A 23,120-nucleotide genomic window follows, 5' to 3' on the forward strand; every position below is an offset into this window, starting at 1 on the left:
TTGATTTATTGGTGTTTTAGTTCTTCTATAGCTAGAAATGCCATCAATCCTGTACTAATACCCAAAGCATCCTCATCTATATCAAATGTTGGAGTATGTACGCTTGAAACGATACCTTTGGCTTCGTTTCTTGTGCCTAACCTGTAGAAACAACCGTCTATTTCCTGAGTATAATATGAGAAGTCTTCAGCAGCCATCCATATATCAAGGTCTAATACGTTTTCTTTGCCTAGATAGGTTTCTGCCGCATCAATGGCTCTTTGAGTAAGTTCTGGCTCGTTTTTTAGGAAAGGGTATCCTTTACGAATTTCGAATTCCACTTCTCCACCCATTCCTTCGGCAATACCCTTAGCAATTTTAAGCATGTGCCCATGAGCTTCTTTTCGCCAAACCTCATTTAAAGTTCTGAAAGTACCTTCAATATTAACCTCATTAGGTATAACATTGGTAGCTCCTTCAGCTATAACTCTCCCAAATGAAAGAACAGAAGGTGTTTTAGGGTCTGCTTTTCTACTTACTACCTGCTGCAAAGCAACCAGGATATGAGCACTGATTAAGATTGGATCTACAATGGTTTCTGGCATTGCACCATGACCACCTTTGCCTTTTACCTTAAGGTACAATTCATCGGCACTTGCCATGTACATGCCTTTTCTGAAACCTACTTTACCTACTGGAATGAAAGGCATAACATGTTGACCTATTATTGCTTTTGGAGTAGGGTTTTGAAGTGCCCCATCTCTGATCATCATAGATGCTCCTCCTGGTATTTTTTCTTCCCCAGGTTGAAAAAGCAGTTTGATAGTACCTTCAAACTCATCCTTCAACTCGTTAAGAATCCTTGCAGTACCTAAGAGTGATGAAGTATGAACATCATGCCCACATGCATGCATTACGCCAGGATTGGTGGATTTGTAAGGAACGTCATTGGCTTCTACAATGGGAAGTGCATCCATATCACCTCTCAATGCAATAACTTTTTTACTAGGGTTTTTACCTTCAATGATAACAACAAGGCCTGTATCTGCTTTAGATTCAATGTTAGTTATACCAAACTCGCGTAATTTTTCTTCCACATAAGCAACAGTATTTGTTTCTTGGAAGGACAACTCAGGATTGGCATGTAAATGTCTTCTTACGGAAATAACTTCCGACTTGTATTTATCGGACAGTTGGTGAATTTTATCTTTCAACATTTTCAATATTTACTTCTTCTTTCTTTTCTTCATTGAATTTCAAAAACCGATCTTTAATGATCCTGGCACTTGAAAATACGGTATTCATTTTTTCATAGGTTGCCAAAGCTTCAATTTTATTAACGAAGCGTCCTACTTTAACCAAATACCTTGGCTGTTGATATTCCATATAGGTTTGTGTTTGTGGAAATTCAGAATAGGCTTCATTTCTTATATCAAAGGCTTTTTCTCTATCTACACCACTGTAAATCAATATGGTAAAGCCGTTTACAAACAATTCTTTACTGTTTTCCTGAGCAATTTGATCTATTCTTCTATCGAGCTCTAAATCAATTGCAGCGGCACTGCTACTTTCCGCAGCAAAACTGCTTTCAGGAAGTTCGGCAAACTGTATTCTGCTTGCTTCAAGGTCCTCCGTATAGTTGTTGTATCGATCGATGTTTCCACCGCTTTTTCGAATATTGATGATGCCACAGCTACTAAAAATAAGCAGTGACAATAGGCATACGTTTATTTTTTTAAACATGATAAAGGTATTTAATCTTCGATTATCACACACTTAGCATCAGCAATATCCTGCTCTACACTTTTATATTTTACGTCTTTCTTTAAATTACCATTGGTGTATTTTACCGTTACACGGTCATTTCTGCCGTAGACCTTATCAGATTTCCGTGGTTTTACGGGTTCTCTGTTGGCTGCTGGTCTACTGTTGGCAATGGCTGCTCTCTGTCCACTTTGGTTTCCTAGCGTATTGCCTACTTCTTCTTTAGAGGCCGTTACTTTAGGTTCAGCACCTTGTTGGTTTTGGGCCGCTTTTACCTGCTCTGGATCCTGCTTTGGAAGGTCAGATTTGGAAATAAAAGAAACGATATCGTCATTCAGTTTTCCTAAGAAGCGTTTAAACATTTCAAATGCTTCGAACTTATAGATCAATAATGGATCCTTTTGTTCATAAACAGCATTTTGTACTGATTGTTTCAGGTCATCCATGTCTCTTAGATGCTCCTTCCAGTTTTGATCTATTATGGCTAAAGTTACCGTTTTTTCAATGGCTCGAATTAGGTCCCTACCTTCATTATTTAAAGTAGATTCTAGATTGATCACCACTCCTATTTGTTTGATACCATCGGAAATGGGTACCATAATCTCCTTAACTGTTGCACCTCTATTTTTTTGTACGTCTTTTAGAATCGGCATGGCCCTTTGAATAATACCTTCGTTCTTATGGGTATAACTCTTATAAGCCTTGTCGAAAAGGATTTTTGTCAAACTAGTGGTGTCCTTATCCTTTAGTTCCGCCTCTGTAAATTGATGATCAATGCCTAGAGAGCTAAAAATGTTCATTCTTAGGTTTTTCAGGTCATCGGAGGTTTTACCCATTTCAATAAGGTCTTCACAAACATCATACATGATATTGAGAATATCCAGCTCCAACCTGTCTCCAATAAGGGCATTTTTTCTTCTTCTGTAAACAACCTCCCTTTGGCTGTTCATGACATCATCATACTCCAACAACCTTTTCCTTACCCCAAAGTTATTTTCTTCAACTTTTCGTTGCGCTCTTTCAATAGACTTGGTAATCATAGAATGCTGAATTACTTCGCCTTCTTCAAGTCCCATTCTATCCATTAGCTTGGCAATTCTCTCTGAGCCAAACAAACGCATGAGATTATCTTCAAGAGACACAAAAAACTGGGTTGAACCCGGATCTCCTTGTCTACCTGATCTACCACGCAACTGTCTATCCACTCGTCTTGATTCATGCCTTTCAGTACCAATAATAGCAAGACCACCAGCACCCTTGGATTCAGCGGTAAGCTTAATATCAGTACCCCTACCTGCCATATTTGTTGCAATGGTTACTGTTTTGGCTTTTCCTGCTTCGGCTACTACATCTGCTTCACGAGCATGTTGTTTCGCATTAAGTACCTGATGCTTGATTTTCCTTATGGTAAGCATTCTACTGAGTAGTTCCGATATTTCTACTGAGGTTGTACCCACTAGAACAGGTCGATTGGCATCAGTGAGTTCGTTGATCTCATCTACTACAGCATTGAATTTCTCTCTAACTGTTTTGTATACTTTGTCTTGATGATCTTTACGTTGAATAGGTTTATTTGTAGGGATTACGATTACATCCAGTTTGTAAATTTCCCAAAACTCTCCTGCTTCTGTTTCCGCTGTACCAGTCATACCGGAAAGTTTGTGGTACATTCTGAAATAGTTTTGCAAAGTAATGGTGGCGTAGGTTTGGGTTGCATCCTCTACTTTTACATTTTCTTTTGCTTCTATGGCCTGGTGGAGTCCATCAGAATACCTTCGGCCTTCCATAACCCTACCAGTTTGCTCATCAACTATTTTCACTTTTCCATCTACCAAGATGTACTCAGTGTCTTTTTCGAACATACAATAGGACTTCAACAGCTGATTTACGGTATGTATCCTTTGTGATTTGATTCCGTAATCTTTGATGATCTCCTCTTTTCTGACCAGTTTTTCATGATCTTCTATCGTCTCATCTTTTTCTAATTCGGCGATTTCCATTCCTATATCCGGCAAAATAAAGAAGCTATTGTCTTCATTTTTTCTGGTGATGGTTTCAATACCATTATCGGTCAAGTCTACACTATTTGATTTTTCATCAATGGTAAACAATAAAGGTTCATCCGCTTCAGGCATATTTCGCTTGTTGTCCTGAAGGTAGTGGTTTTCTGTTTTTTGAAGGATTACTCTGATTCCTGGCTCAGACAAATACTTAATCAATGGCTTGTATTTTGGCAGTCCTCTGAATGCGCGGAACAATGCCAGGCCACCTTCTTTTTCATTTCCTTCTTTAATCAGCCTTTTTGCATCTGAAAGGTAGTTTTGAACAAGCTTTCTTTGTTCATCCACCAAGGTAGATACCCTTGGTTTCATTTCGTAGAATTCATGCTCACCCCCTCTAGGAACCGGACCGGAAATAATCAAAGGCGTTCTTGCATCATCAATAAGGACAGAATCGACCTCATCTATCATTGCAAAATGATGTTTGCCTTGAACCAGATCTTTGGAATCTCTGGCCATGTTGTCTCTTAGGTAATCAAAACCAAACTCATTATTGGTTCCATATACGATATCTGCTTGGTATGCAGTCCTCCTGGCTTCAGAGTTAGGTGGATATTTATCTATACAGTCCACTTTCAAACCATGAAATTCGAATATTGGAGCATTCCATTCTGAATCTCGTTTTGCCAAGTAATCATTTACAGTAACAATATGAACCCCTCTTCCCGCAAGGGCATTGAGGTAAGCCGGTAGGGTTGAAACCAAAGTTTTACCTTCACCAGTGGCCATCTCGGCAATATTTCCTCTATGTAAGGCAACACCACCAAGTAATTGTACATCGTAATGGATCATTTCCCAGGTGACTTCCACTCCTGCTGCAGTCCATTTGTTTTTCCAAGTGGCTTGATCACCGTCAAGTTCCACATAGGATTTTGAGGCTGCCATGGTTTGATCTTGGAGAGTGGCAGTAACTATTAACTTACCGTTTTCTTTTAATCGGCGAGCTGTTTCTTTCACTACTGCAAAAGCCCTTGGTAGAACTTTTTCTAAGCTTACTTCTAAAGCTTCATCCCTTTCTTTTTCTACTGCATCAATTTTATTAAACAATGCATCCTTGGCTTGTACCTCCTCTGGATTTAGCTTATCAATTTCAACTCGTATTTCAGAAATTCGGTCATCAAATGACTTTAAGTCCTCATTGATCAATGCCTTTATCTTGGATGTCTCATTTCTTAATTCGTCATCAGAAATATTGGCCAATTGCGCAAAGGCGGTATTAACTAGTGCTACGACAGGGCTTAAGGTCTTAATGTCTCGGTCAGATTTTGTACCGAAGACTTTCGCTAACCCTTTTGCTATTGATTCTAACATATTATTTAAATACTTTTTCTCTTAGGCTAATTAATTGTGTTCTGTAATTGAATCGGATTTTTAATTGACAGAAATAGTACCTGTGAAAACCTGATCAGCAGGCCCAGTCAATACAATTTCTTGAAAACTACCATCTTCACTTTTTTCAAAACTTACCTGAAGGTTGCCTCCTGGTGTTTGAATATTTATATTGTTTTTTTGTTTTTGTTCTCCATATACCAAAGCACAGGCTGTAACACCAGTGCCGCATGAGAGCGTTTCATCTTCTACTCCCCTTTCATAGGTTCTAACCATGATCGTGTCAGGGGAAAGAGCAGAAATAAAATTGACATTGGTGCCTTCAGGATATTTTTCACTGTCATTTCTGATTTGTCTTCCTGTGCTTACTACGTCATATTCTTCCACCTTATTTACAAAACGCATGTGGTGAGGTGAACCAGTATTGGCAAAGAAATCCTGGTCAACAGTCTTAATTTCTTTAACATCACCCATCCTCAAAGCTACACTATTACCGGAAATAGTAGCGGTATGAGCTCCGTCAATGGCTAAAAATGAGGTTTCGTGCTCAATAATGCCTAAAAATGAAGCAAATGCTACTGCACACCTTGCGCCATTTCCACACATACTTTGTGATCCATCTGCATTGTAATAACACATTTCGAAATCATAATCTTCATGTGTCTGAATCAGAATTAGCCCATCTGCACCGATTCCAAACTTTCTGTGACAAAGTTGTTGAATATAAGGTATCGGATCTGGACCCAGAGAAAACGACCTTCCATCAATCATGATGAAATCATTGCCTGTTCCCTGGTATTTATAGAAGTTGATATCCATTTGATTTTTAATAAGTTATCTTTCAACCTGATTGAATGTATAGGACAGAAAGACATAAGCAGTCCTGTCGACAGTCTACAAAAATCCAACCAATGGCAGAATGAATTACAAAAATAAACATCTTGGCCGAATTTACGGGCTTATATTCAATTAACTACAGGATTTCCTGTCAAGACTGACAAAACGACTTATAAAAGGATGTCATTTGCTTTTCCATAGGTACTGATGCTGCTTTTGGTCGGATTGCTTATCCAACATTAGAAATGGTGGAATAGAACATGATTTTTATTCAGTTCTCTGGTTAAGCAGCAATAAAACGTTAACTTTAATTACAACCTTTTATTGCTTACTCTTTATATTTCTAGATGCAAATTATAGGTTTGATTATCAGTTATTTAAGTATTGATGGAAATTGGAATAAAATTTTGGCAGGAGTTTAATAAGTCCGAAAAAACTCCCAAACTAGTTCAACCCGAAATATGCAATAGACAATCTATTACGTGCTGAAATCGCTTCAAAATCAGCCACTACGTTGCTGTTTTCAATTTCACCATAGGGGTGCTATGCTAAAATATCCAAACAGCCTGATATTCTTGCGATTGCAACACTTCCCGCAAACACGGGACAGGCTTCACCCCTGACTATTGTCAGGACGGAGAAATCCTATTACATAATCCGGGTTCAATGATTAGGTGGGTTTGCTTGTGAAAAATTGTAAAATTTAAGTTTTATGAAACAGTTATTTTTAATAATAGCAATTTTATCGCTTCATGGATGTAATAGGCCAGAAGGAGAAATGATAATGGAGGTGGCCGACGAAGAGACCTTTGAGGAATTATTGTCTATACCTATAAGCGAACAACCTCCCCCGCCGCCATCAATAACTTCAGGAACGGAGCAGATAAGTAAAAAAACTATTAAGACTGGAGGAATTAATTTTCAATCGCAGGACATAGTGGAAGATTATCAAACAATTCGAGAACTCCTCCCTCGTTATGATGCCTATATTGAGCATGAAAATCAATCAAGAACCAAAGAAAGAATAAGTTACCAGTTGACTATTAGGGTTCCATCTACTGTGTATGATAGTTTATTTGTTACTTTTTCCACCATTGGGCATCGCCTTGAAAACAAGTATTCATCAATAAAAGATGTAACAGAAAATTATTATGACTTAAGTACTAGAATAAAAAACGACAAACTACTAGAAAAACGCTACCTGAAAATTCTAGAAAGTGCCACTGAGATAAAGGATATTCTAGAAATCGAAAATAAACTTAACCAGATTCGGACTGATTTAGAAAATCTTCAGGGACAATTTAATTATTTAGGTAAACAGGTATCCCTTAGCACAATAAGTTTATCATTCTATGAAGAACTTCCATATGTATATGATGCATCTCAAAGAGGAGGGTTCTTAGCAAAAATCTTTAGTGCTATAAACAATGGCTGGCAAGGTTTCCTAAATTTTATAATTGGTTTGATAGCATTTTGGCCTTTTCTGATATTGCTTATTGTCCTTGGTTATTTTATTAAAAAATTTAGAAGTCAGAAAAATTAAATCTTATTATCAGGTTGATGTTTTTATTTCTTACTTTAATAAGAATGGATTGAATTAAGGAATGACCGCTAGGCTAGAAGGGTTTATAACTTGTTTGCATAGCTGAGTTTATTCGTCATTTATTCTTAGGTATTTATAAATTGAAATTACTCTAATGAAAATAGCCGTATTTAGTACGAAATCATACGATCAGGAATATTTTGAAAATTATAACAGTGAAAAAAAATATGACTTTACCTTTTTTGAGACATCCTTAACGAGTTCTACAGCCAACTTAACGCTTGGATTTGATGTCATATGTGCTTTTGTCAATGATAAAATAGATCAGGATACCATAGAGATTTTGGCAAAAAATGGGGTGAAATTGATCGCCATGCGCTGTGCGGGTTTCAATAATGTGGATATACAATCAGCTAAAACTCATGGAATCAAAGTAGTACGTGTTCCAGCTTATTCACCGGAAGCAGTTGCTGAACATTCTGTGGCATTGATTCTTACCTTAAATAGAAAAACCCATAAGGCCTATAATAGGGTGCGAGAAGGAAATTTTTCCTTAAAAAACCTTATTGGATTCAACCTACATGGAAAAACAGTGGGCGTAGTTGGGACCGGTCAGATTGGAGCAGCCTTCTGCAGGATAATGAAAGGTTTTGGTTGTAACTTGTTTGCCTATGACCTTACAGAATCCCAAGAGTTGGTGGAAATGGGAGTTCAATACTTGCCAATTGATGAAGTTTTCATGCAATCTGATATAATTTCCTTGCACTGTCCATTAACTCCCGGTACCAAACACATAGTCAATAGCAGTTCACTGGCCCAAATGAAAGATGGTGTAATGATCATCAATACAAGTAGGGGCGCCCTAATAAATACAGCGGATGCCATTGATGGCTTGGTACAGAAAAAGATAGGGTATTTGGGGATAGATGTTTACGAACAGGAGGAAAAACTGTTTTTTGAAGATCTGTCAGAAAGCATTATTCAGGATGATTACATATTGAGGTTGAATAGTTTTCCTAATGTGTTAATTACTTCTCATCAAGCCTATTTTACAAAGGAGGCCATGGACCAAATAACCCTTATAACACTAGATAATATTCAAGCTTTTGAAAATAAGCAGCAATTGATAAATGAGGTTGTCTGAGCTATGGCTGATAAAAAAGAACCCTATTTATGACTAAAATTGAAAGTATATAAATTCTTTGTAGTCCATATGATAGGTCTCTTAATTTTGATGTCAGTTGTAAAATACCTTGCAATAATTTAAACATGTTCTTAATATCTGGTGTTTTGCTGCTTAAGACAAGTGGAAACTGAATTTGTGCGGTATAAGTATAAAGCAAGAAAGGTCAATGGAATTAGAATATGATTATATTATTGCAGGTTCTGGATTAGCCGGTTTAAGCTTGTTGCACAGGCTTTTGTTGAATAAAGAGCTGCGAAGCAAAAAGATTTTGGTCATTGATAAGCTGAAGAAGGAAGACAATGACAAAACCTGGTGCTTTTGGGAAAAGGGTGAAGGTCTTTTCGAACCAATTGTGCATCATCAATGGAAAACCTTACAGTTTTTTTCACCAGAAGTATCCAAAACCTTTGAGCTAAAAAAGTACAAGTATAAAATGATTCAGGCCGGAGATTTTTATTCTCATATTCTGAATCATGCTTCTGCCTTTAAAAACGTTAGCTTCAAGACGGAGGCCATACTCGATATGGAAGTTAATGGAGGCAATGCGGTTCTTATCACGGATCAAGGTCAATATTCAGGCCAGTATATTTTTAATTCTACTGGTTTGTTTAATCCTGAAATGAATACCCAAAATACTCTATTACAGCATTTTATGGGTTGGTACATTAAAACGGATACTCCCTTTTTCAATCCGGAGATTGGCACATTGATGGATTTTAGATTGGATCAGGAACATGGGACTACCTTTATGTATGTATTGCCAACAAGTGCTAGGGAAGCATTGGTGGAATACACATTATTTAGCGAAAGTATTCTGGATGAAGAAAATTACCAAAAGGCACTAAAAGCATATATTGATAAGGCGTTAAAAATTAAGAAATACGAGATTGTACATGAGGAATTTGGGGTAATTCCCATGTCCTTGGCTAAATTTTCTCGCAGTTTAAAGGAGGGTGGGCGAATCATTAATATTGGTACTGCAGGTGGCTTTACCAAAGCCAGCACAGGATATACTTTCCAGTTTGTGCAAAAGAATGTTTTTGAAGTAGTTAAGCAACTGAAAATTAATCAGTCTCCTATACTTGGTCTTAATTGGAAAAGTAGTGTTTATGCCTGGTATGACCGTACTTTACTAGATGTTCTCCTTTCAAAAAAGGTGACTGGCAGAGATATCTTTTCCAGTTTATTTAAAGGCAATGACCCAGAGAAAATACTTTCCTTTCTTGACAACGACAGCACTTTTTGGGAAGAGTTTAAAATTAGAAATAGTGTTCCATTATTGCCTTTCATGTTTTCTGGAATCCGGCAGCTGTTTTCCAAGAACAATGTAAACCCAAAAGGTTGAATTTGATCAGCAAATAAAATTCTCTTTTTAACCCGGATTATGTAACAGATTTCTCCTTCCTTACAATAGTCAGGGGAATAGCCTGTCCCGTGTATACGTGAAGCGATTTCAACAGGTAATAGATTGTCTATTGCATATTTCGGATTTAAGTTAGAGAACCTGTCCTATTTATACCTGTCCTCAAAATTTTTAATTAGACATAAAAAAAGCCTGTGAAAATATTCACAGGCTTTTTTATACAATGAATAGGAGACTTTATTTACCAATCATTTCAATGGATAAAATGTTCATATTTACTGTTTCTTTATCATTCAATGCTTCTGATACGATATAAAGGTCCTGAAACTCTTCTTTAACATTGTCGTTAAATCTCATTTCAAGAGTCTGCTCTGTTTCGTCTTTTCTAACTACTATCTGACCGATTACTGTTCCTTCTGGACTTCCTGAGCGGGCTTCCAATTGATAACCAAAGTCATAAGCACGTTTAGAACTTACCTTAAAATCTATGCCTTCCAAACCTGTTAGGTCTATATTTTTCAAGGTTAAAAGGCCTTTTCCAATTGGAGAAGATAAGGTCTTCTGACCATTTATTTCCTCAGAATTATATCCGAAGGTTTCATCAAGTTCATCCAGGTTAATATTGTTATTCCTAAGAAAAACAGTGGTAGAAGTACTAAGCGGTTTGATATTGGCTCCACCTTTGTCTGTAAAGCTAGCGTTTAGAAGCATGACTCCATTATTGACCCTCTTTTTACCTTGAAGCGGATCCAATTGACCTGAGGCTGGCAAGGATGGTTCTTGACTTTCCATTTCATTTAAAGAAAGTACAAAGGCTACAATTTTTCTAGCATCACCAGGTTTTAATGTAGGGTTTGCAGGCATCATTGTTTCGCCCCATACTCCTGAACCTCCTTTTATGATTTTATTAATCAGTTTGTCCACTGCTTCAGGAGAATCTGCATATTTTTTAGCAACATCTGTATAGCCAGGACCAACTGATTTTCCATCAATTTGGTGACAGCTTTTACAGGTGAGCGATTCCATCAAGCTTTTTCCTGCCATGGCTTCAGACATGACTTGGTGTCCTAAGGCTGCTTCAGCTTTGTCAAAACCTTCAATATAATCTGCAGAAAGGTATAGACTGGAAAGGTCCTCTCCTACTGATGGATCATCAGGATCATTGACAGTTACCTTGTAGCTTACCTTTTTGTTAGGGAAATAAAAGCTTCCATTTCCTTCGAAGCTTACATTAATACTAGGTGCAATATTGCCCGCATAGATATTAATGGTATTACTTTTTGTGGATTTGTTTTCAGTGTCAGTTGCTGTTACTGAGACATCATAATCACCTGTTTCCTTAAAAGTATAAGTAAGTTCCGGTTCTTTGGTTTCCATTGTTTGGCCATTTCCCAAGTCCCATGCAAAGCTTAGCGCATCATTTTCAGGATCTTTTACAGAAGCAGTTATTTTCACTTCCAATGGAAGGCTACCTGAGGTTTTGTCTGCAGTGATAGAGGCAATCACTGGTGCTCTGTTACCAGGGTTATAATTGATTACGGAGATGGCTGCATCGTCATTGGCGCTGAACCAACCTTTTCCATATTCCAAAAGGTAGAGCTTGCCATCAGGACCTAATTCGAGATCGATAAGGGCATTGTGTCTTACATCATCCATAAATGGCTCCATTTTCAAGTAGTCACCATTTTCGTCCATGGTCACTGCTTTTATCCAGCCCCTTATCCAATCATAAATAAACAATTTACCATCGTAGTAGGAAGGTAATCCACCACCATCAGGATATAGGTCCGAGTAATAGACCGGTCCTGCCATGGCATTTCTTCCGCCTGTACCTACCTCAGGAAATTCTTCTGATTCGACATAAGGGTAATAGATAAATGCTGGTTGGGCTGGAGGCAACTCCGTCAAACCTGTATTGTTTCTTGACTTATTAATTGGTTTGGCAGGATCAAAAGGTTTCCCACTTTCACCAGTATTGAAATCAAAATCATTGTACGGGTAGTTGTTACCCACAAAGAAAGGCCATCCAAAATAGCCAGCTTTTTTTGCTTGGTTAACTTCATCATATCCTCTGGAACCTCTGACTTCAAAATCATCTTCTCGAGCATCAGGCCCTACTTCTCCCCAATACAAAAAGCCTGTTTTCTTATCTACAGATATTCTATATGGGTTTCGGTTACCTTGTACATAAATTTCAGGCCTGGTTTTATCCGTGCCTTCAGGGTACAGGTTTCCTTCAGGGATGCTGTAGGATCCATCTTCATTTACTTTTATTCTAAGGATTTTTCCTCTTAGATCATTGGTATTACCTGAAGACCTGGCAGCATCATATTGCTCAAAGCCTGGACGATCATCCAAAGGTCCATATCCTTTTAAAGTATATTTTTGGTTGGGCTGGTTGAAAGGTGTTGAATTGTCTCCTGCTGAAACATACAATAAACCATTGCTATCAAAAGCGATAGAACCTCCAGTATGGCAGCAAATTCCTCTTTGAGAATAAAACTGAAGAATAACCTGCTCAGTGTCCATTTTCCACTCTCCATCTTCGAATTTAAATCGGGAAAGTCTGTTTACAGACTCATCGCTTGGGCTATAAAAAACGTAAACCCAATGGTTATTGGCGAAATCTGGATCCACCTGAATCCCCATTAACCCTTCTTCAGCATTAACTTTTGGCACATCTGTTTGCCAGTAAACGTCTAAATGAGCGACTTTGCTAACTTCAGAGGTCTCTCCATTGTAAAGTAAAATTTCACCTCTTCTTTGAGAAACCAAAATATCTAAGTTTGGTAAAATTGCCATTTCGGTAGGTTCTTTGAACTTTCCTAATGCCAAGGTTACTTTTTCAAATCGATCAGGATCAGGGACTATTTTGCTTTTGGCATTGGAATAGTCTAATCTTTTATTCTCTCCAATGGCATACTTTATCCCTTCAAGAATATGTTTCAAAAAGTCTGCTTCTTTATAAGAAGCCCTGGTATGACCACCTCCAGTATAGAAAGCTCGGCCTCCATCATAGTCATGATACCAAGCAATAGGATGCTCTCCCATGTCTTTTCCACCTTGATAGCTGTTTTCATCCAAGGTTAATAAAACATTGACCTCTGGGTTGAGGTTCTTATAACTGTACCACTCATCTGTTCTAGTCCATTTTTCAGGAAGAAAAGAAGTACTACTGTTCGATTTATCCACCACGGTCAATTCCCCTTGTTGTACACTTGGGTAGCTGTCGTTTATTCCAGGATGGTCAACAAAATAACCGCCTACCATTTTGCCATACCAATTCCAATCGTATTCGGTATCGGCAGCAGCATGAATGCCTACAAATCCACCGCCAGCTTGGATGTAGCGTTCAAATTCCGCTTGTTGGCTAATGTTTAATACATTTCCTGTAGTACTTAAAAATACTACTGCACTGTATTCTTTTAATACATCTTCGGTAAACATTTCAGCATTTTTGGTGGCTTCCACCAAAAAGCCATTCTGCTTTCCTAGTTCAGTTATGGCAGCAACTCCATCTGGTATGGATTCATGATAAAATCCGTCAGTTTTTGAAAAAACGAGCACTTTAGGCTCTCCGGGTTTACTGGTGCAAGCTCCTAATAGGAACATTGCTAAAATAAGGGAACACAATCCCTTAATGACACTATTATTGGACATAGGTTGATTTTTATTTTGCGGCAATATAATGATTATCTTTTTTTGCCTTGGCCATTTGTGGAAATAATAGACCCGAATAACTAATTTGTATACTGCTTTATGGTTTAATCAGTTCATACACTAAGAAATTGATGCTTAAGGTTAACTATTAGGCTTGGTATTATTCAATTCTAAAATATTTATCTATCAACCTTGTCCTTCCATATTCCTGAATTTATAGGTTTATGTAAAAGTAAAATAGGATGGCTAAGCTTTGGGCAAAACACTATTTTTAGGCTTTTCTTATTGGGCTAAATAATAATAGATAAAGAAAAAGTTTAAAGTACTGGCAGAAATCTTGTTCATGGTCATCGCCATAGAATGGTTGGCATATTTATTCGGATTCTTATTTACTAGACTAAACCAGATAAAAAAGAAAATAACCAAAGGAGCCATGCTTCCTAGAAACCACCAAATGGCCCATGCTGTACCAATATGGTTAAAATACCAAATGAAAGTTCCTCCTGCTATTATAAACCAAATGGATGCAAAGTTAAAAGTGCCCATTATACCAAGTTTTAAACTTAAAGTAATGTCTCCCCTCTTTTTGTCCTCTTCATGTTGGTATACTTGAGTCAATGGATAAGAACCTAAAAGAAGTAAAGTAGTAAATAGGGCTGGCAATAATAGGTCCCAATTTAATATATTGTTTAAGTCACCTTCTAAAAAGCCTATTACACACATAATAAAGGTAATTGCGCCTTGAAAAAAGCCTGCTGTGAGCCAGCTTAGATAAGGATATTTCTTTAAGCGAATGGAGGGATGGCTATAAGCCATGGATACAAGACCGTACAAAAGCACCATTACAAAAAAAGAGATGTTAATCATTAATGCACCCAATAGGGCAATACCGAAAAAGACCAAAGAAAGATAATAAAGGCCTATGGTAACTTTTTTTGGATTTTTTAGCCCTCCTATACTTTTTTCATCCTTGTCAAAATAACTATTGTAACCATTGCTTGAAGGATAAAGAAATAGGTGTAAGATAATTCCCACTATTAAAACATTTGCAAACTTAGCTTCTGTAGCAGAAGAAAGAGCAAACCAAAAAACAGGCATTAAGTAATACGAAAAAGGAATTCTAAGGTGCTCCCAGCTTGATTTCTTAAACATATTCGTAATGTGAGATAACAATTCGCTTTGACATTGGTTTTTTTACTTAAATTGAAATGTACTATAAATTAAAGCTAAACTAATTTAAATGAAGAGCCAAATAAAGAGCATAGGGCTTGCTAGTCCAGGCAAACCCATACAACAGGAAATGATTTGCCGTTTTATGCAAAAAGCCCACAGTTTGGATGCTCGAGAAAGCCGAAAGTTGTCTTTTGTTTATAGAAAATCTGGAATAGCTCAAAGGTATAGTGTACTAAAAGACTTCAATTATATTAATCCTCAGGATTTCGAATTTTTTCCAAAAAATGAATCGCTAGAGCCTTTTCCTGATACTTTAAGTCGAATGGACGTTTTTAAAAGGACCGCTCCTATTCTGGCCATAGAAGCCATAAAAAATTGTTTAGCTAAAAGTGATGTGGAAGCAGGTCAAATTACGCACTTGGTTTTGATCTCTTGTACAGGAATGTATGCTCCAGGAGTTGAAATGGACATTATCAACAGCATGGGTTTGCCCAATACCGTAGAACGGTATGCCATTCATTTTATGGGTTGCTATGCTGCTTTCAATGGGATTAAGTTGGCAGATAGAATTTGTAAAAGTGACCAATCTGCCAATGTTCTGGTAGTTGGAGTGGAACTTTGTACCATTCATTTTCAGAAGGAATACAATGAGGACAATATTCTTGCCAATGCGCTTTTTGGGGATGGGGCTGCTGCCGTATTGGTTCAAGCTGGTGATGGCAGAATGCAAATTGAAAAATACCAATCCAATATCATTCCTGATGGAGCGGCTGATATGGCCTGGTCTATAGGGAATTTTGGCTTTCAAATGAAACTTAGCAAATACGTACCAAGCTTATTGGAGAGAGGAATCAAGCGCTTTGCCGAAGGGTTGGAACAAAAATTTTCACTTTCTGAAATTAATCATTTTGCCATACACCCTGGAGGGAAGCAGATTTTAAGCAAAATTGAAACTGCTTTCGGTATAAATGAAGGACAAAATGGCCATGCTCATGAAGTTTTGAAGAATTTTGGGAACATGTCTTCCGTTACCATACTTTATGTTTTGGAGTCGGTACTAAATGATTCATCCATAAAAGGAAAGGTATTGGCCATGGGTTTTGGTCCTGGGTTAACCCTAGAAAGTTTATTAATAGAAAAACCATGAGTAAATTTTCGCACAGAAGTGAAGAAAAGGAAATAATGGATGACCTGGAGTGTAATGGCTGGGAAGTAGCTCAAACACTCAAGGAGCTGAGAACAATTAATAGACTATTAGGGGGGAATAATGTGACCACTTCTGGACTCAAAATATTAATTGAAAACCAACAAGCTCAATCGCTGACAATTGCAGACCTTGGTTGCGGTGGTGGTGATATGGCAGTTCATATTAAAAAATGGGCCGTAAAAAATGGACTTGACTTACATGTTATAGGTATAGATGCCAACTCCAATATAATACACTTAGCCAAAGAAAAAGTAAAAAAAGAAAACATTTCGATTGAATTCAAGGAGGGGAATGTTTTTGATTCAGAATATATTAAAGAACCCGTAGACATTCAAACTTGCACTTTATTTACGCATCATTTTACAAGTGCTGAATTGGTGGAAATCCTAGGCAACCTCAAAAATAAAACTAGGATAGGCTTTGTAATCAACGATTTGCACAGGAATTTTTTTGCCTATTATTCTATAAAATTGCTTACATATTTTTTTTCAAGATCTAGAATGGTTAAAAATGATGCCCCACTATCTGTACTAAGATCCTTTAAGAAAAAGGATTGGGAAGAGATATTGGCAGCATCAGGAATTGAGAAATATAAAATTTCATGGCATTGGGCCTTTAGATGGCAAGTTATTTGCTGGATTTGATAATTATATTTTGAAATTTTTACTAAATCATTAAAAATCATTTTAGATTATGGAATTTGATAACAATACTCTGAGCGGTATAATTGAAAATGCAAGCCCTTTAGTGTGGGTTGCATTAATTAGTATTTTGAAAGCCGTTGTCGTTTACTTTATTGGTAAATGGGTTATAGGTTTGGTGATGAAGGCAGTCAATAAAATTTTTAAGAAGTCTGATTTAGATGAGTCTCTGACTAGCTTTTTGAAAAGCTTTTTAAGTGGTCTACTTCATGTGTTATTAATACTTGCCGTGCTTGCAACCTTGGGAGTAGAGGTCACAGCATTTGTTGCAATTCTTGGTGCCGCAGGTTTGGCTGTAGGTTTAGCACTTCAGGGTTCCTTGGCTAATTTTGCCGGAGGAGTTTTAATTTTATTGTTCAAACCTTTTAAAATAGGCGATACGGTAGAGGCACAAGGCACACTTGGCTCTGTAGAAAAAATTGATATTCTCTATACTACCATCAGGCAATTTGACAATAAAGTAGTTACAGTTCCTAATGGAAACCTGGCGAATAATAACATTACAAATTATTCCGAAAAGCCTACAAGAAGAGTAGAAATGGCTGTTGGAGTAGCTTATGGAACAGATTTGAAGTTAACGAGAAAAATAATTCTTGATACCTTAAAGAAGGATGAAAGAATTCATGCGGACCCTGCTCCTGCGGTTTATTTTACTAATTTTGGTGACAATTCTTTAGATTTATCCGTGAGATGCTGGTCAGATGCTGGAGACCTATGGCCGGTTTTTTGGGACAATATGGAAAACATTAAAGAGTCTTTGGAAGAAAATAATATTGAAGTACCGTTTCCTCAACGAGATGTGCATCATTTCTTTCCCGAAGGTAATATTGAATTAAAAAATGTAGAAAAAAAATAAGGAAAAAATGCCGGAGTCTCAGTTACTACCAAGTTTTTGAGACTCCGGGCAAACCCTACATTAAAAAATAACCAACTATCTACAATCAATCTTCCTCACAACAAAATAAATAATAAAAAGTCTAATGCTTATATTGAGCTACATCCCTCGGATTCGAAGTTCAATATTGTACTGTATTCTGTACCACTACTAATTTCAAGACTTCCTTCGATTGGATCCGCAATTCCTGACTCAATACATTCTTGCATGTATTTTAAAGGACGTACGATTTCGAATTTAGCGGTGATATAATTTTCAGTTGACAATGATCCACTACCTTGGAGGTAAATTCTGAATCCGTCTGAATCTGTTGAAATCTCCAGATCCCTGATATAATTCTGATTTAAATTAAATGCCTGTCCTTCTAAATTAACCAATTTGAAATCGGTCATGACAGAAGAAAACCTAAGGGACTTTTTAATCGGGTCATAGCCTAAGTTTTCTAATTTCCTTTGGCCTTGCATTTGGTGACCATTCAAAGAGAAGTTTTCGAAATCAATTGTCAGTTGGCTTCCTTTGCTTAGAAATCCTCCTGAGTAATAAATTGTCAAGTTCCCTTGTTTTTCCATTCCTCGGTTGCTTACACAACCATTACCAAAGTCAATTTTAATTTCTCCCTTTTTGTCGTCCCTTGTAATAATTGTTCCAGGACAACTTAACTCATCTAACAAAGGTACCAACCTCTGCTGACTCAAGTTTTGTTGCATGGCGGACATTACCATTAAATCGACTTCTTCCATAAGCCCCATCATTCCTGAAATTTCTTCAGAAGGGATGCTTTTAGCAGTTGGTGCCATATCCTCATGATCAGAAGTCACGCAAGAAACCGCTGTAATTAGCAAGGCAATTGCGAGGCTGTTGAACAAATATTTTTTTGGATTATTCATGACAAAGATTGATACTGAAAGATTTGATTTGTTACTTTGTTTTCGAAATGTACTGTGGTATTATTTCATTTACTAATAAAAAACCAATTAAATGACTATATAAATTAACAAAGCATATATTTAGTTTTGAAAAGCAAAAATTGCTATACCACTGAGGTCATTGCTTGATAAATGTCATTACCTCTGGAAAAAATGCATTTTAACCCAACCTAAGCTTGTAATAATGGGGGATTTATCCCTAAAAGCTTGATATCTTTAGCCTTGCAAGAGAAAATTGCCCAAAATCAATCAATTCAGTTAGCTGTACGCTCTGTTAAATATTTTTCATAAAAAAGCGATTTCAAAGAATTTTAAACGCCCTAATGCGAAGATCCTAAATGGCTTACTTGTTTGCTCTTATTTATTGCCCCAGTAGTTCATTGTATTTTTTACCAAGAGAAAACGTAAAGAATATTTTTCTGCCTAATAAAGTACCTATATTTACCGTTCATCCCATTTTTAAAAACAATTGAGTTTTATTTAGATTAATTCCAAACTAATCTTGTTTGCAATTGCTTCAGTCAGTAATTTTGAAAAAAATTACTCTATGAAACATAGCATTCTACAAACTATAGCATTAATCTTCTTTGGGTTAACTTCAATCTTCGCCCAAAAAGCAAGTATTTACGGTGTAGTAACCACTTCAGATGGCCAGGCTTTAGAATATGTGAATGTTGGAATTCTTGGCTTGGCAAAAGGAGTAACTACTGCAAGGAACGGAGGTTTTGAAATAAAAAACATTGATCCGGGAGAATATACAGTTTTTGCCTCCTTTATTGGAGCCAAAAGGCAAGAAAAGAATATACAGCTTTCACCGGGCGATAGACTGCCTATCCTATTCAGCCTGGAAGAATCGGCTTCAGATCTGTCGGAGGTAATTGTTACAGATATCGGTATGAATCGATTTTATGCTGACAGTGTATTTACGGTATCTAAATTACCCTTGACTGATCTACAAAACCCTCAGGTATATAATTCTATTCCTTCTCGTTTGCTTAAAGAACAAGTGGTATCCAATATGAATGAGGCTCTCAAAAATGCTACTGGAGTAGCACGGCTTTGGGAATCTACCGGAAGAGGTGGTGATGGAGCAGAATTTTATTCCATGCGTGGATTTTCGGTTCAACCTACTATGGTCAATGGAATGCCTAGCCTGAACAATGGAGGCTTGGACCCGGCCAATGTAGAACGGATAGATGTTATAAAAGGGCCTTCCGGCACGCTATTTGGAAGTTCCGTGATCTCATATGGCGGTTTAATTAATATTACCACCAAGCGTCCCGGGAACACATTTGATGGTGAACTTGGCCTAATTACAGGAAGTTTTGGTTTGAATAGATTGACGGCTGATTTAAATACCCCATCAAATGAAGTTTCTTCTGTCAGGATTAATATGGCTTACCAAAACAGAAACACTTTTCAAGATGCTGGCGGTAGAGAATCATTTTTTATTGCACCATCCTTTAAGTTTAAAGCCAGCGAAAGACTTTCATTTTTGATCAATACAGAGTTTTTGAATAGCAATGCTGTAAATGCTCCGATGATTTTTTTTAACAGATCCAACCCTTTATCCTTTTCAGAAATAGATTTGTTTGAAAAAAATTATGAGCGTTCATTTACTGGCCATGAATTGGGAATGAAAAATTCCTCCTATGGATTACAAGCGCAAGCCCTTTATCAAATCACACAAAAATGGACTTCTCAAACTGTGGTTTCTCGAAGTTCCACTCGATCAGATGGCTATTACCACTATTTGTTTGATGCGAGTGATGGAGATAGTTTTACCAGATACATATCCGATAGAAATGGACAAAGCCTAACAACAGATATTCAACAAAACTTCATTGGCAATTTTGACCTTGCTAATATTCATAATAAACTGGTTTTTGGTTTAGATTATTATCATTCTTCTTTAATCAATGGAAGTACTGGTTGGGTAGGTAATGGAACAGTTACGCTTTCCGACGGAAAAGATACAGGGGTATTGACCCAAGCGGGTGTGGATGATCTGTTAAAAAATTCTTTTGAAGGGAATACTACAGGTGTTACACGCGTTATGAGTGCTTACGTTTCTGATGTAGCGGAAGTCTTGCCAAAGCTTTCTGTTATGGCAAGTCTAAGGGTTGACAATTTTAAAAGTGAGACAGGAAACTGGTCTGCAGATGGAGCCAAATCACAAACTGCACTCTCTCCCAAATTTGGATTTGTGTACCAACCTATACGAGATAAAGTGTCGGTTTTTGGTAACTATATGAATGGTTTTGTGAATGTGGCACCTAGATCAGTTGCTGATGCTGATGGGAGTAACCAAAGGCTCAAAACATTTTCTCCAGAAAATGCCAATCAGGTTGAGTTGGGTGTGAAGACAAATCTGTATGAAAACAAGGTAGCTGCCACCGCCAGCGTTTATAATATCAATGTTAGGAACAGGGTGATGACTGACCCAACGAATGTTAACAATAGCATACAAGGTGGGGAGGTTAAAAGTCAGGGCATTGAAATAAGTGTAATAGCTAATCCCATAGAAGGCCTTAACCTTGTGGCAGGATACAGTAAAAACAAATCAGAGGTAACTAAAGATTACGAGGAAAATGGCTATTTAGGTCTTAGGCCTGAGGAAGCAGGACCTGAACAACTTATTAACTTTTGGGCCAGTTATTCCTTTTTGACCGGTGACCTAAAAGGTTTTGGATTTGGACTTGGAGGCAATGCAGCCAGTGAGTACCTGACTATCAATAGGGCGAATATTGGCAGTTTTGCATTACCGGCTTATCAGGTATTCAATGCCTCGTTAAATTATACCGGCTCCCAGTACTTTTTGGCGCTAAAGGTAAACAACTTAACTGATCAAAAATATTACTCAGGATGGTCTACTGTGACAGCCCAAAATCCAAGAAATGTTTCCCTAAGTTTAAACTATAGGTTTTAATGAAGCTTAAAAAAATACTGGGAAAACTTCATCTCTGGCTAGGACTTTCCTCTGGGCTTGTGGTGTTTATTGTGGCAGTGACAGGTTGTATATATGCTTTTCAATCAGAGATACAGGATATTTTGCAGCCTTATAGATTTGTTACAGCAGAGAATTCCCCAATCTTACCACCTAGCTCTATTTGGGAAAAAGCTGATGCCGCTTTGGCAGATAAACATTTGCACGCGGTCTTATACCCTAGCCCAGATAGGGCTGCTCAGGCAATCTACTATAGTTTCGAAGAGCATTATTATTATTTCGTATACGTCAATCCTTATACGGGAGAAGTTTTAAAGGTAAAAGATGTTTACGCTGACTTTTTTAGAATAGTGCTGGATGGCCATTTTTACTTGTGGCTGCCCCCTACCATTGGACAACCTGTTGTAGCATCCTTTACACTTGTATTTTTGTTTATGGTTATTTCAGGCTTGATACTCTGGTGGCCAAGGAAAAAGAAAAACCTCAAAAGCAGCATTACAATCAAATGGAATGCACGTTGGAGGAGGAAGAATTACGATCTGCATCAGGTTATGGGCTTTTATGTAATGGGTTTTGCAAGTATTTTTGCTATTACTGGTTTGGTATGGGGCTTTGTTTGGTTTCGGGATGCGGTATTTTTTGTAAGCTCTGGAGGGGAAGATTATGTGGAATATTATACACCACTTTCAGATTCCATAGCCGTTTACCAAGACTCGATTCCTGCATTGGACGCTGTATGGATGAAAATGAGAAGCATGTACCCAAATGCAGAATGGATAGAAGTACATCCTCCTGAGTTTGAAAACGCGGCCATTGCTGCTAATGCTAATCCTGATGCTTCGACCTATTGGAAAATGGATTACCTGTATTTTGACCAAAACACTTTGGAAGAACTTCCTGTAGAGCATATTTACAATCGGTTTGAAGAAGCCTCCATTGGTGATAAGGTTATGCGAATCAATTATGACCTACATGTAGGTGCCATTGCTGGTTTGCCAGGCAAAATTTTTGCTTTTTTATTAAGCGCAATAATTGGATCTTTACCGATCACCGGCACCTTAATATGGTGGGGAAGAAAAAAGAAAGCAAAAAGAGAAAATAGTGGCCACACTTCCTTGCCCGAACAAGAAGAGAAATAAGCAAATTCCTTATCAATGCGTAATTATATGCGGGTATTAATTCATGGTTTTTCTGAATATCTCAATTCTATATGCTTCTAATTGGCTAGGCAATGCCTCAGGGAAGCTAGTTTTTTTATTTTGTGACTGGATTAAACCCAGATTATGTAATAGGATTTCTCAATCCTGACAATGTCAGGGTTGAAGCCTGTCCCGTGTTTACAGGAAGTGTTGCAATCGCAAGAAAATCAGGCTGTTTGGAGATTTTAGCATAGCACCGCTAGGTGAAATTGAAAACAGCAACGATTGGGTATTTTGAAGCGATTTCAGCATGTAATAGAATGTCTATTGCCTATTTCGGGTTAATATTAACGGCTTCTTAAATGGATATCATTCAATAAATAACTTGTGTGTAGGCAAGGAAAAAAAATA

15 protein-coding genes are annotated in these 23,120 nt (G+C 37.4%); 8 read left to right on the top strand and 7 right to left on the bottom strand.

Annotated elements, in window-relative coordinates; genetic code table 11:
- Nucleotides 1–5 precede the first annotated feature (5 nt).
- From AC13EX_RS12685 to dapF, 4 genes are read right to left on the bottom strand one after another with little or no spacing between them, the layout of a single operon-like run.
- The gene (locus AC13EX_RS12685) at nt 6–1,196 is read right to left on the bottom strand and encodes a M20 metallopeptidase family protein (RefSeq protein ID WP_482892964.1); all 1,191 of its coding nucleotides are present in this window, start codon (nt 1,194–1,196) and stop codon (nt 6–8) included.
- Entirely contained in the window at nt 1,183–1,722 is a 540-nt protein-coding gene (locus tag AC13EX_RS12690; protein WP_482892965.1) for a hypothetical protein, read from the bottom strand. Before AC13EX_RS12690 ends, AC13EX_RS12685 begins: the two co-directional genes overlap by 14 nt.
- 11 nt (nt 1,723–1,733) lie before the next feature.
- Nucleotides 1,734–5,114: a preprotein translocase subunit SecA gene (secA, locus tag AC13EX_RS12695; protein WP_482892966.1), complete on the bottom strand. Its 3,381-nt coding sequence runs from the start codon at nt 5,112–5,114 to the stop codon at nt 1,734–1,736.
- Nucleotides 5,115–5,174: 60 nt separating this feature from the next.
- Complete coding sequence (gene dapF / locus AC13EX_RS12700) at nt 5,175–5,951, bottom strand: diaminopimelate epimerase (protein WP_339712937.1); 777 nt, start codon at nt 5,949–5,951, stop codon at nt 5,175–5,177.
- 730 nt (nt 5,952–6,681) lie between these two features.
- On the opposite strand from dapF, the gene AC13EX_RS12705 reads away from it, so the two are divergent.
- The 3 genes from AC13EX_RS12705 to AC13EX_RS12715 all read left to right on the top strand — a co-directional run bounded on the left by AC13EX_RS12705 (nt 6,682) and on the right by AC13EX_RS12715 (nt 10,043).
- Nucleotides 6,682–7,512: a DUF4349 domain-containing protein gene (locus AC13EX_RS12705; protein WP_482892967.1), complete on the top strand. Its 831-nt coding sequence runs from the start codon at nt 6,682–6,684 to the stop codon at nt 7,510–7,512.
- 154 nt (nt 7,513–7,666) lie between these two features.
- Nucleotides 7,667–8,656, top strand: a complete 990-nt coding sequence (locus tag AC13EX_RS12710) for a 2-hydroxyacid dehydrogenase (RefSeq protein WP_482892969.1) — start codon at nt 7,667–7,669, stop codon at nt 8,654–8,656.
- A gap of 208 nt (nt 8,657–8,864) precedes the next feature.
- A complete protein-coding gene (locus AC13EX_RS12715) occupies nt 8,865–10,043 on the top strand; it encodes a lycopene cyclase family protein (RefSeq protein ID WP_482892970.1) in 1,179 nt (392 codons plus the stop codon).
- A 255-nt stretch (nt 10,044–10,298) separates the two neighbouring features.
- Here the strand turns inward: AC13EX_RS12715 and AC13EX_RS12720 are convergent, their stop codons facing one another.
- Together AC13EX_RS12720 and AC13EX_RS12725 are read right to left on the bottom strand one after the other, a co-directional pair.
- The gene (locus AC13EX_RS12720) at nt 10,299–13,721 is read right to left on the bottom strand and encodes a ThuA domain-containing protein (RefSeq protein WP_482892971.1); all 3,423 of its coding nucleotides are present in this window, start codon (nt 13,719–13,721) and stop codon (nt 10,299–10,301) included.
- Nucleotides 13,722–14,003: 282 nt separating this feature from the next.
- Nucleotides 14,004–14,873, bottom strand: a complete 870-nt coding sequence (locus AC13EX_RS12725) for a UbiA family prenyltransferase (RefSeq protein WP_482892972.1) — start codon at nt 14,871–14,873, stop codon at nt 14,004–14,006.
- Between the two features lie 88 nt (nt 14,874–14,961).
- On the opposite strand from AC13EX_RS12725, the gene AC13EX_RS12730 reads away from it, so the two are divergent.
- Genes AC13EX_RS12730 through AC13EX_RS12740 form a run of 3 tightly spaced genes read left to right on the top strand, consistent with a single transcriptional unit; the run spans nt 14,962 to nt 17,658 of the window.
- Nucleotides 14,962–16,041, top strand: a complete 1,080-nt coding sequence (locus AC13EX_RS12730) for a type III polyketide synthase (protein ID WP_339712952.1) — start codon at nt 14,962–14,964, stop codon at nt 16,039–16,041.
- The gene (locus AC13EX_RS12735; protein ID WP_482892973.1) at nt 16,038–16,745 is read left to right on the top strand and encodes a methyltransferase domain-containing protein; all 708 of its coding nucleotides are present in this window, start codon (nt 16,038–16,040) and stop codon (nt 16,743–16,745) included. The genes AC13EX_RS12730 and AC13EX_RS12735 overlap by 4 nt, the downstream gene beginning before the upstream one ends.
- Nucleotides 16,746–16,794: 49 nt before the next feature.
- On the top strand, nt 16,795–17,658 hold the full coding sequence (locus AC13EX_RS12740; RefSeq protein ID WP_157470391.1) for a mechanosensitive ion channel family protein: 864 nt from the start codon (nt 16,795–16,797) through the stop codon (nt 17,656–17,658).
- A gap of 128 nt (nt 17,659–17,786) precedes the next feature.
- Here AC13EX_RS12740 and AC13EX_RS12745 read toward each other — a convergent pair whose 3' ends face one another.
- Entirely contained in the window at nt 17,787–18,584 is a 798-nt protein-coding gene (locus AC13EX_RS12745; RefSeq protein WP_048641500.1) for a hypothetical protein, read from the bottom strand.
- Nucleotides 18,585–19,170: 586 nt separating this feature from the next.
- On the opposite strand from AC13EX_RS12745, the gene AC13EX_RS12750 reads away from it, so the two are divergent.
- Both AC13EX_RS12750 and AC13EX_RS12755 read left to right on the top strand, forming a co-directional pair.
- Nucleotides 19,171–21,552 carry a TonB-dependent siderophore receptor gene (locus AC13EX_RS12750; RefSeq protein WP_482892974.1) on the top strand — a complete coding sequence of 794 codons (2,382 nt, stop codon included), beginning with the start codon at nt 19,171–19,173 and terminating at the stop codon, nt 21,550–21,552.
- On the top strand, nt 21,552–22,709 hold the full coding sequence (locus tag AC13EX_RS12755; RefSeq protein ID WP_482892975.1) for a PepSY-associated TM helix domain-containing protein: 1,158 nt from the start codon (nt 21,552–21,554) through the stop codon (nt 22,707–22,709). The genes AC13EX_RS12750 and AC13EX_RS12755 overlap by 1 nt, the downstream gene beginning before the upstream one ends.
- Nucleotides 22,710–23,120: the final 411 nt, after the last annotated feature.

The organism is Cyclobacterium sp. L-R, from assembly GCF_056859355.1.

What these genes read in the sequence shown, in the direction of transcription:
- AC13EX_RS12745 (WP_048641500.1), bottom strand. Translation starts at nt 18,584, where the DNA reads ATGAATAATCCAAAAAAATATTTGTTCAACAGCCTCGCAATTGCCTTG.
- dapF (WP_339712937.1), bottom strand. Translation starts at nt 5,951, where the DNA reads ATGGATATCAACTTCTATAAATACCAGGGAACAGGCAATGATTTCATC.
- AC13EX_RS12725 (WP_482892972.1), bottom strand. Translation starts at nt 14,873, where the DNA reads ATGTTTAAGAAATCAAGCTGGGAGCACCTTAGAATTCCTTTTTCGTAT.
- AC13EX_RS12720 (WP_482892971.1), bottom strand. Translation starts at nt 13,721, where the DNA reads ATGTCCAATAATAGTGTCATTAAGGGATTGTGTTCCCTTATTTTAGCA.
- AC13EX_RS12750 (WP_482892974.1), top strand. Translation starts at nt 19,171, where the DNA reads ATGAAACATAGCATTCTACAAACTATAGCATTAATCTTCTTTGGGTTA.
- AC13EX_RS12740 (WP_157470391.1), top strand. Translation starts at nt 16,795, where the DNA reads ATGGAATTTGATAACAATACTCTGAGCGGTATAATTGAAAATGCAAGC.
- AC13EX_RS12705 (WP_482892967.1), top strand. Translation starts at nt 6,682, where the DNA reads ATGAAACAGTTATTTTTAATAATAGCAATTTTATCGCTTCATGGATGT.
- AC13EX_RS12715 (WP_482892970.1), top strand. Translation starts at nt 8,865, where the DNA reads ATGGAATTAGAATATGATTATATTATTGCAGGTTCTGGATTAGCCGGT.
- secA (WP_482892966.1), bottom strand. Translation starts at nt 5,114, where the DNA reads ATGTTAGAATCAATAGCAAAAGGGTTAGCGAAAGTCTTCGGTACAAAA.
- AC13EX_RS12690 (WP_482892965.1), bottom strand. Translation starts at nt 1,722, where the DNA reads ATGTTTAAAAAAATAAACGTATGCCTATTGTCACTGCTTATTTTTAGT.
- AC13EX_RS12685 (WP_482892964.1), bottom strand. Translation starts at nt 1,196, where the DNA reads ATGTTGAAAGATAAAATTCACCAACTGTCCGATAAATACAAGTCGGAA.
- AC13EX_RS12730 (WP_339712952.1), top strand. Translation starts at nt 14,962, where the DNA reads ATGAAGAGCCAAATAAAGAGCATAGGGCTTGCTAGTCCAGGCAAACCC.
- AC13EX_RS12735 (WP_482892973.1), top strand. Translation starts at nt 16,038, where the DNA reads ATGAGTAAATTTTCGCACAGAAGTGAAGAAAAGGAAATAATGGATGAC.
- AC13EX_RS12710 (WP_482892969.1), top strand. Translation starts at nt 7,667, where the DNA reads ATGAAAATAGCCGTATTTAGTACGAAATCATACGATCAGGAATATTTT.
- AC13EX_RS12755 (WP_482892975.1), top strand. Translation starts at nt 21,552, where the DNA reads ATGAAGCTTAAAAAAATACTGGGAAAACTTCATCTCTGGCTAGGACTT.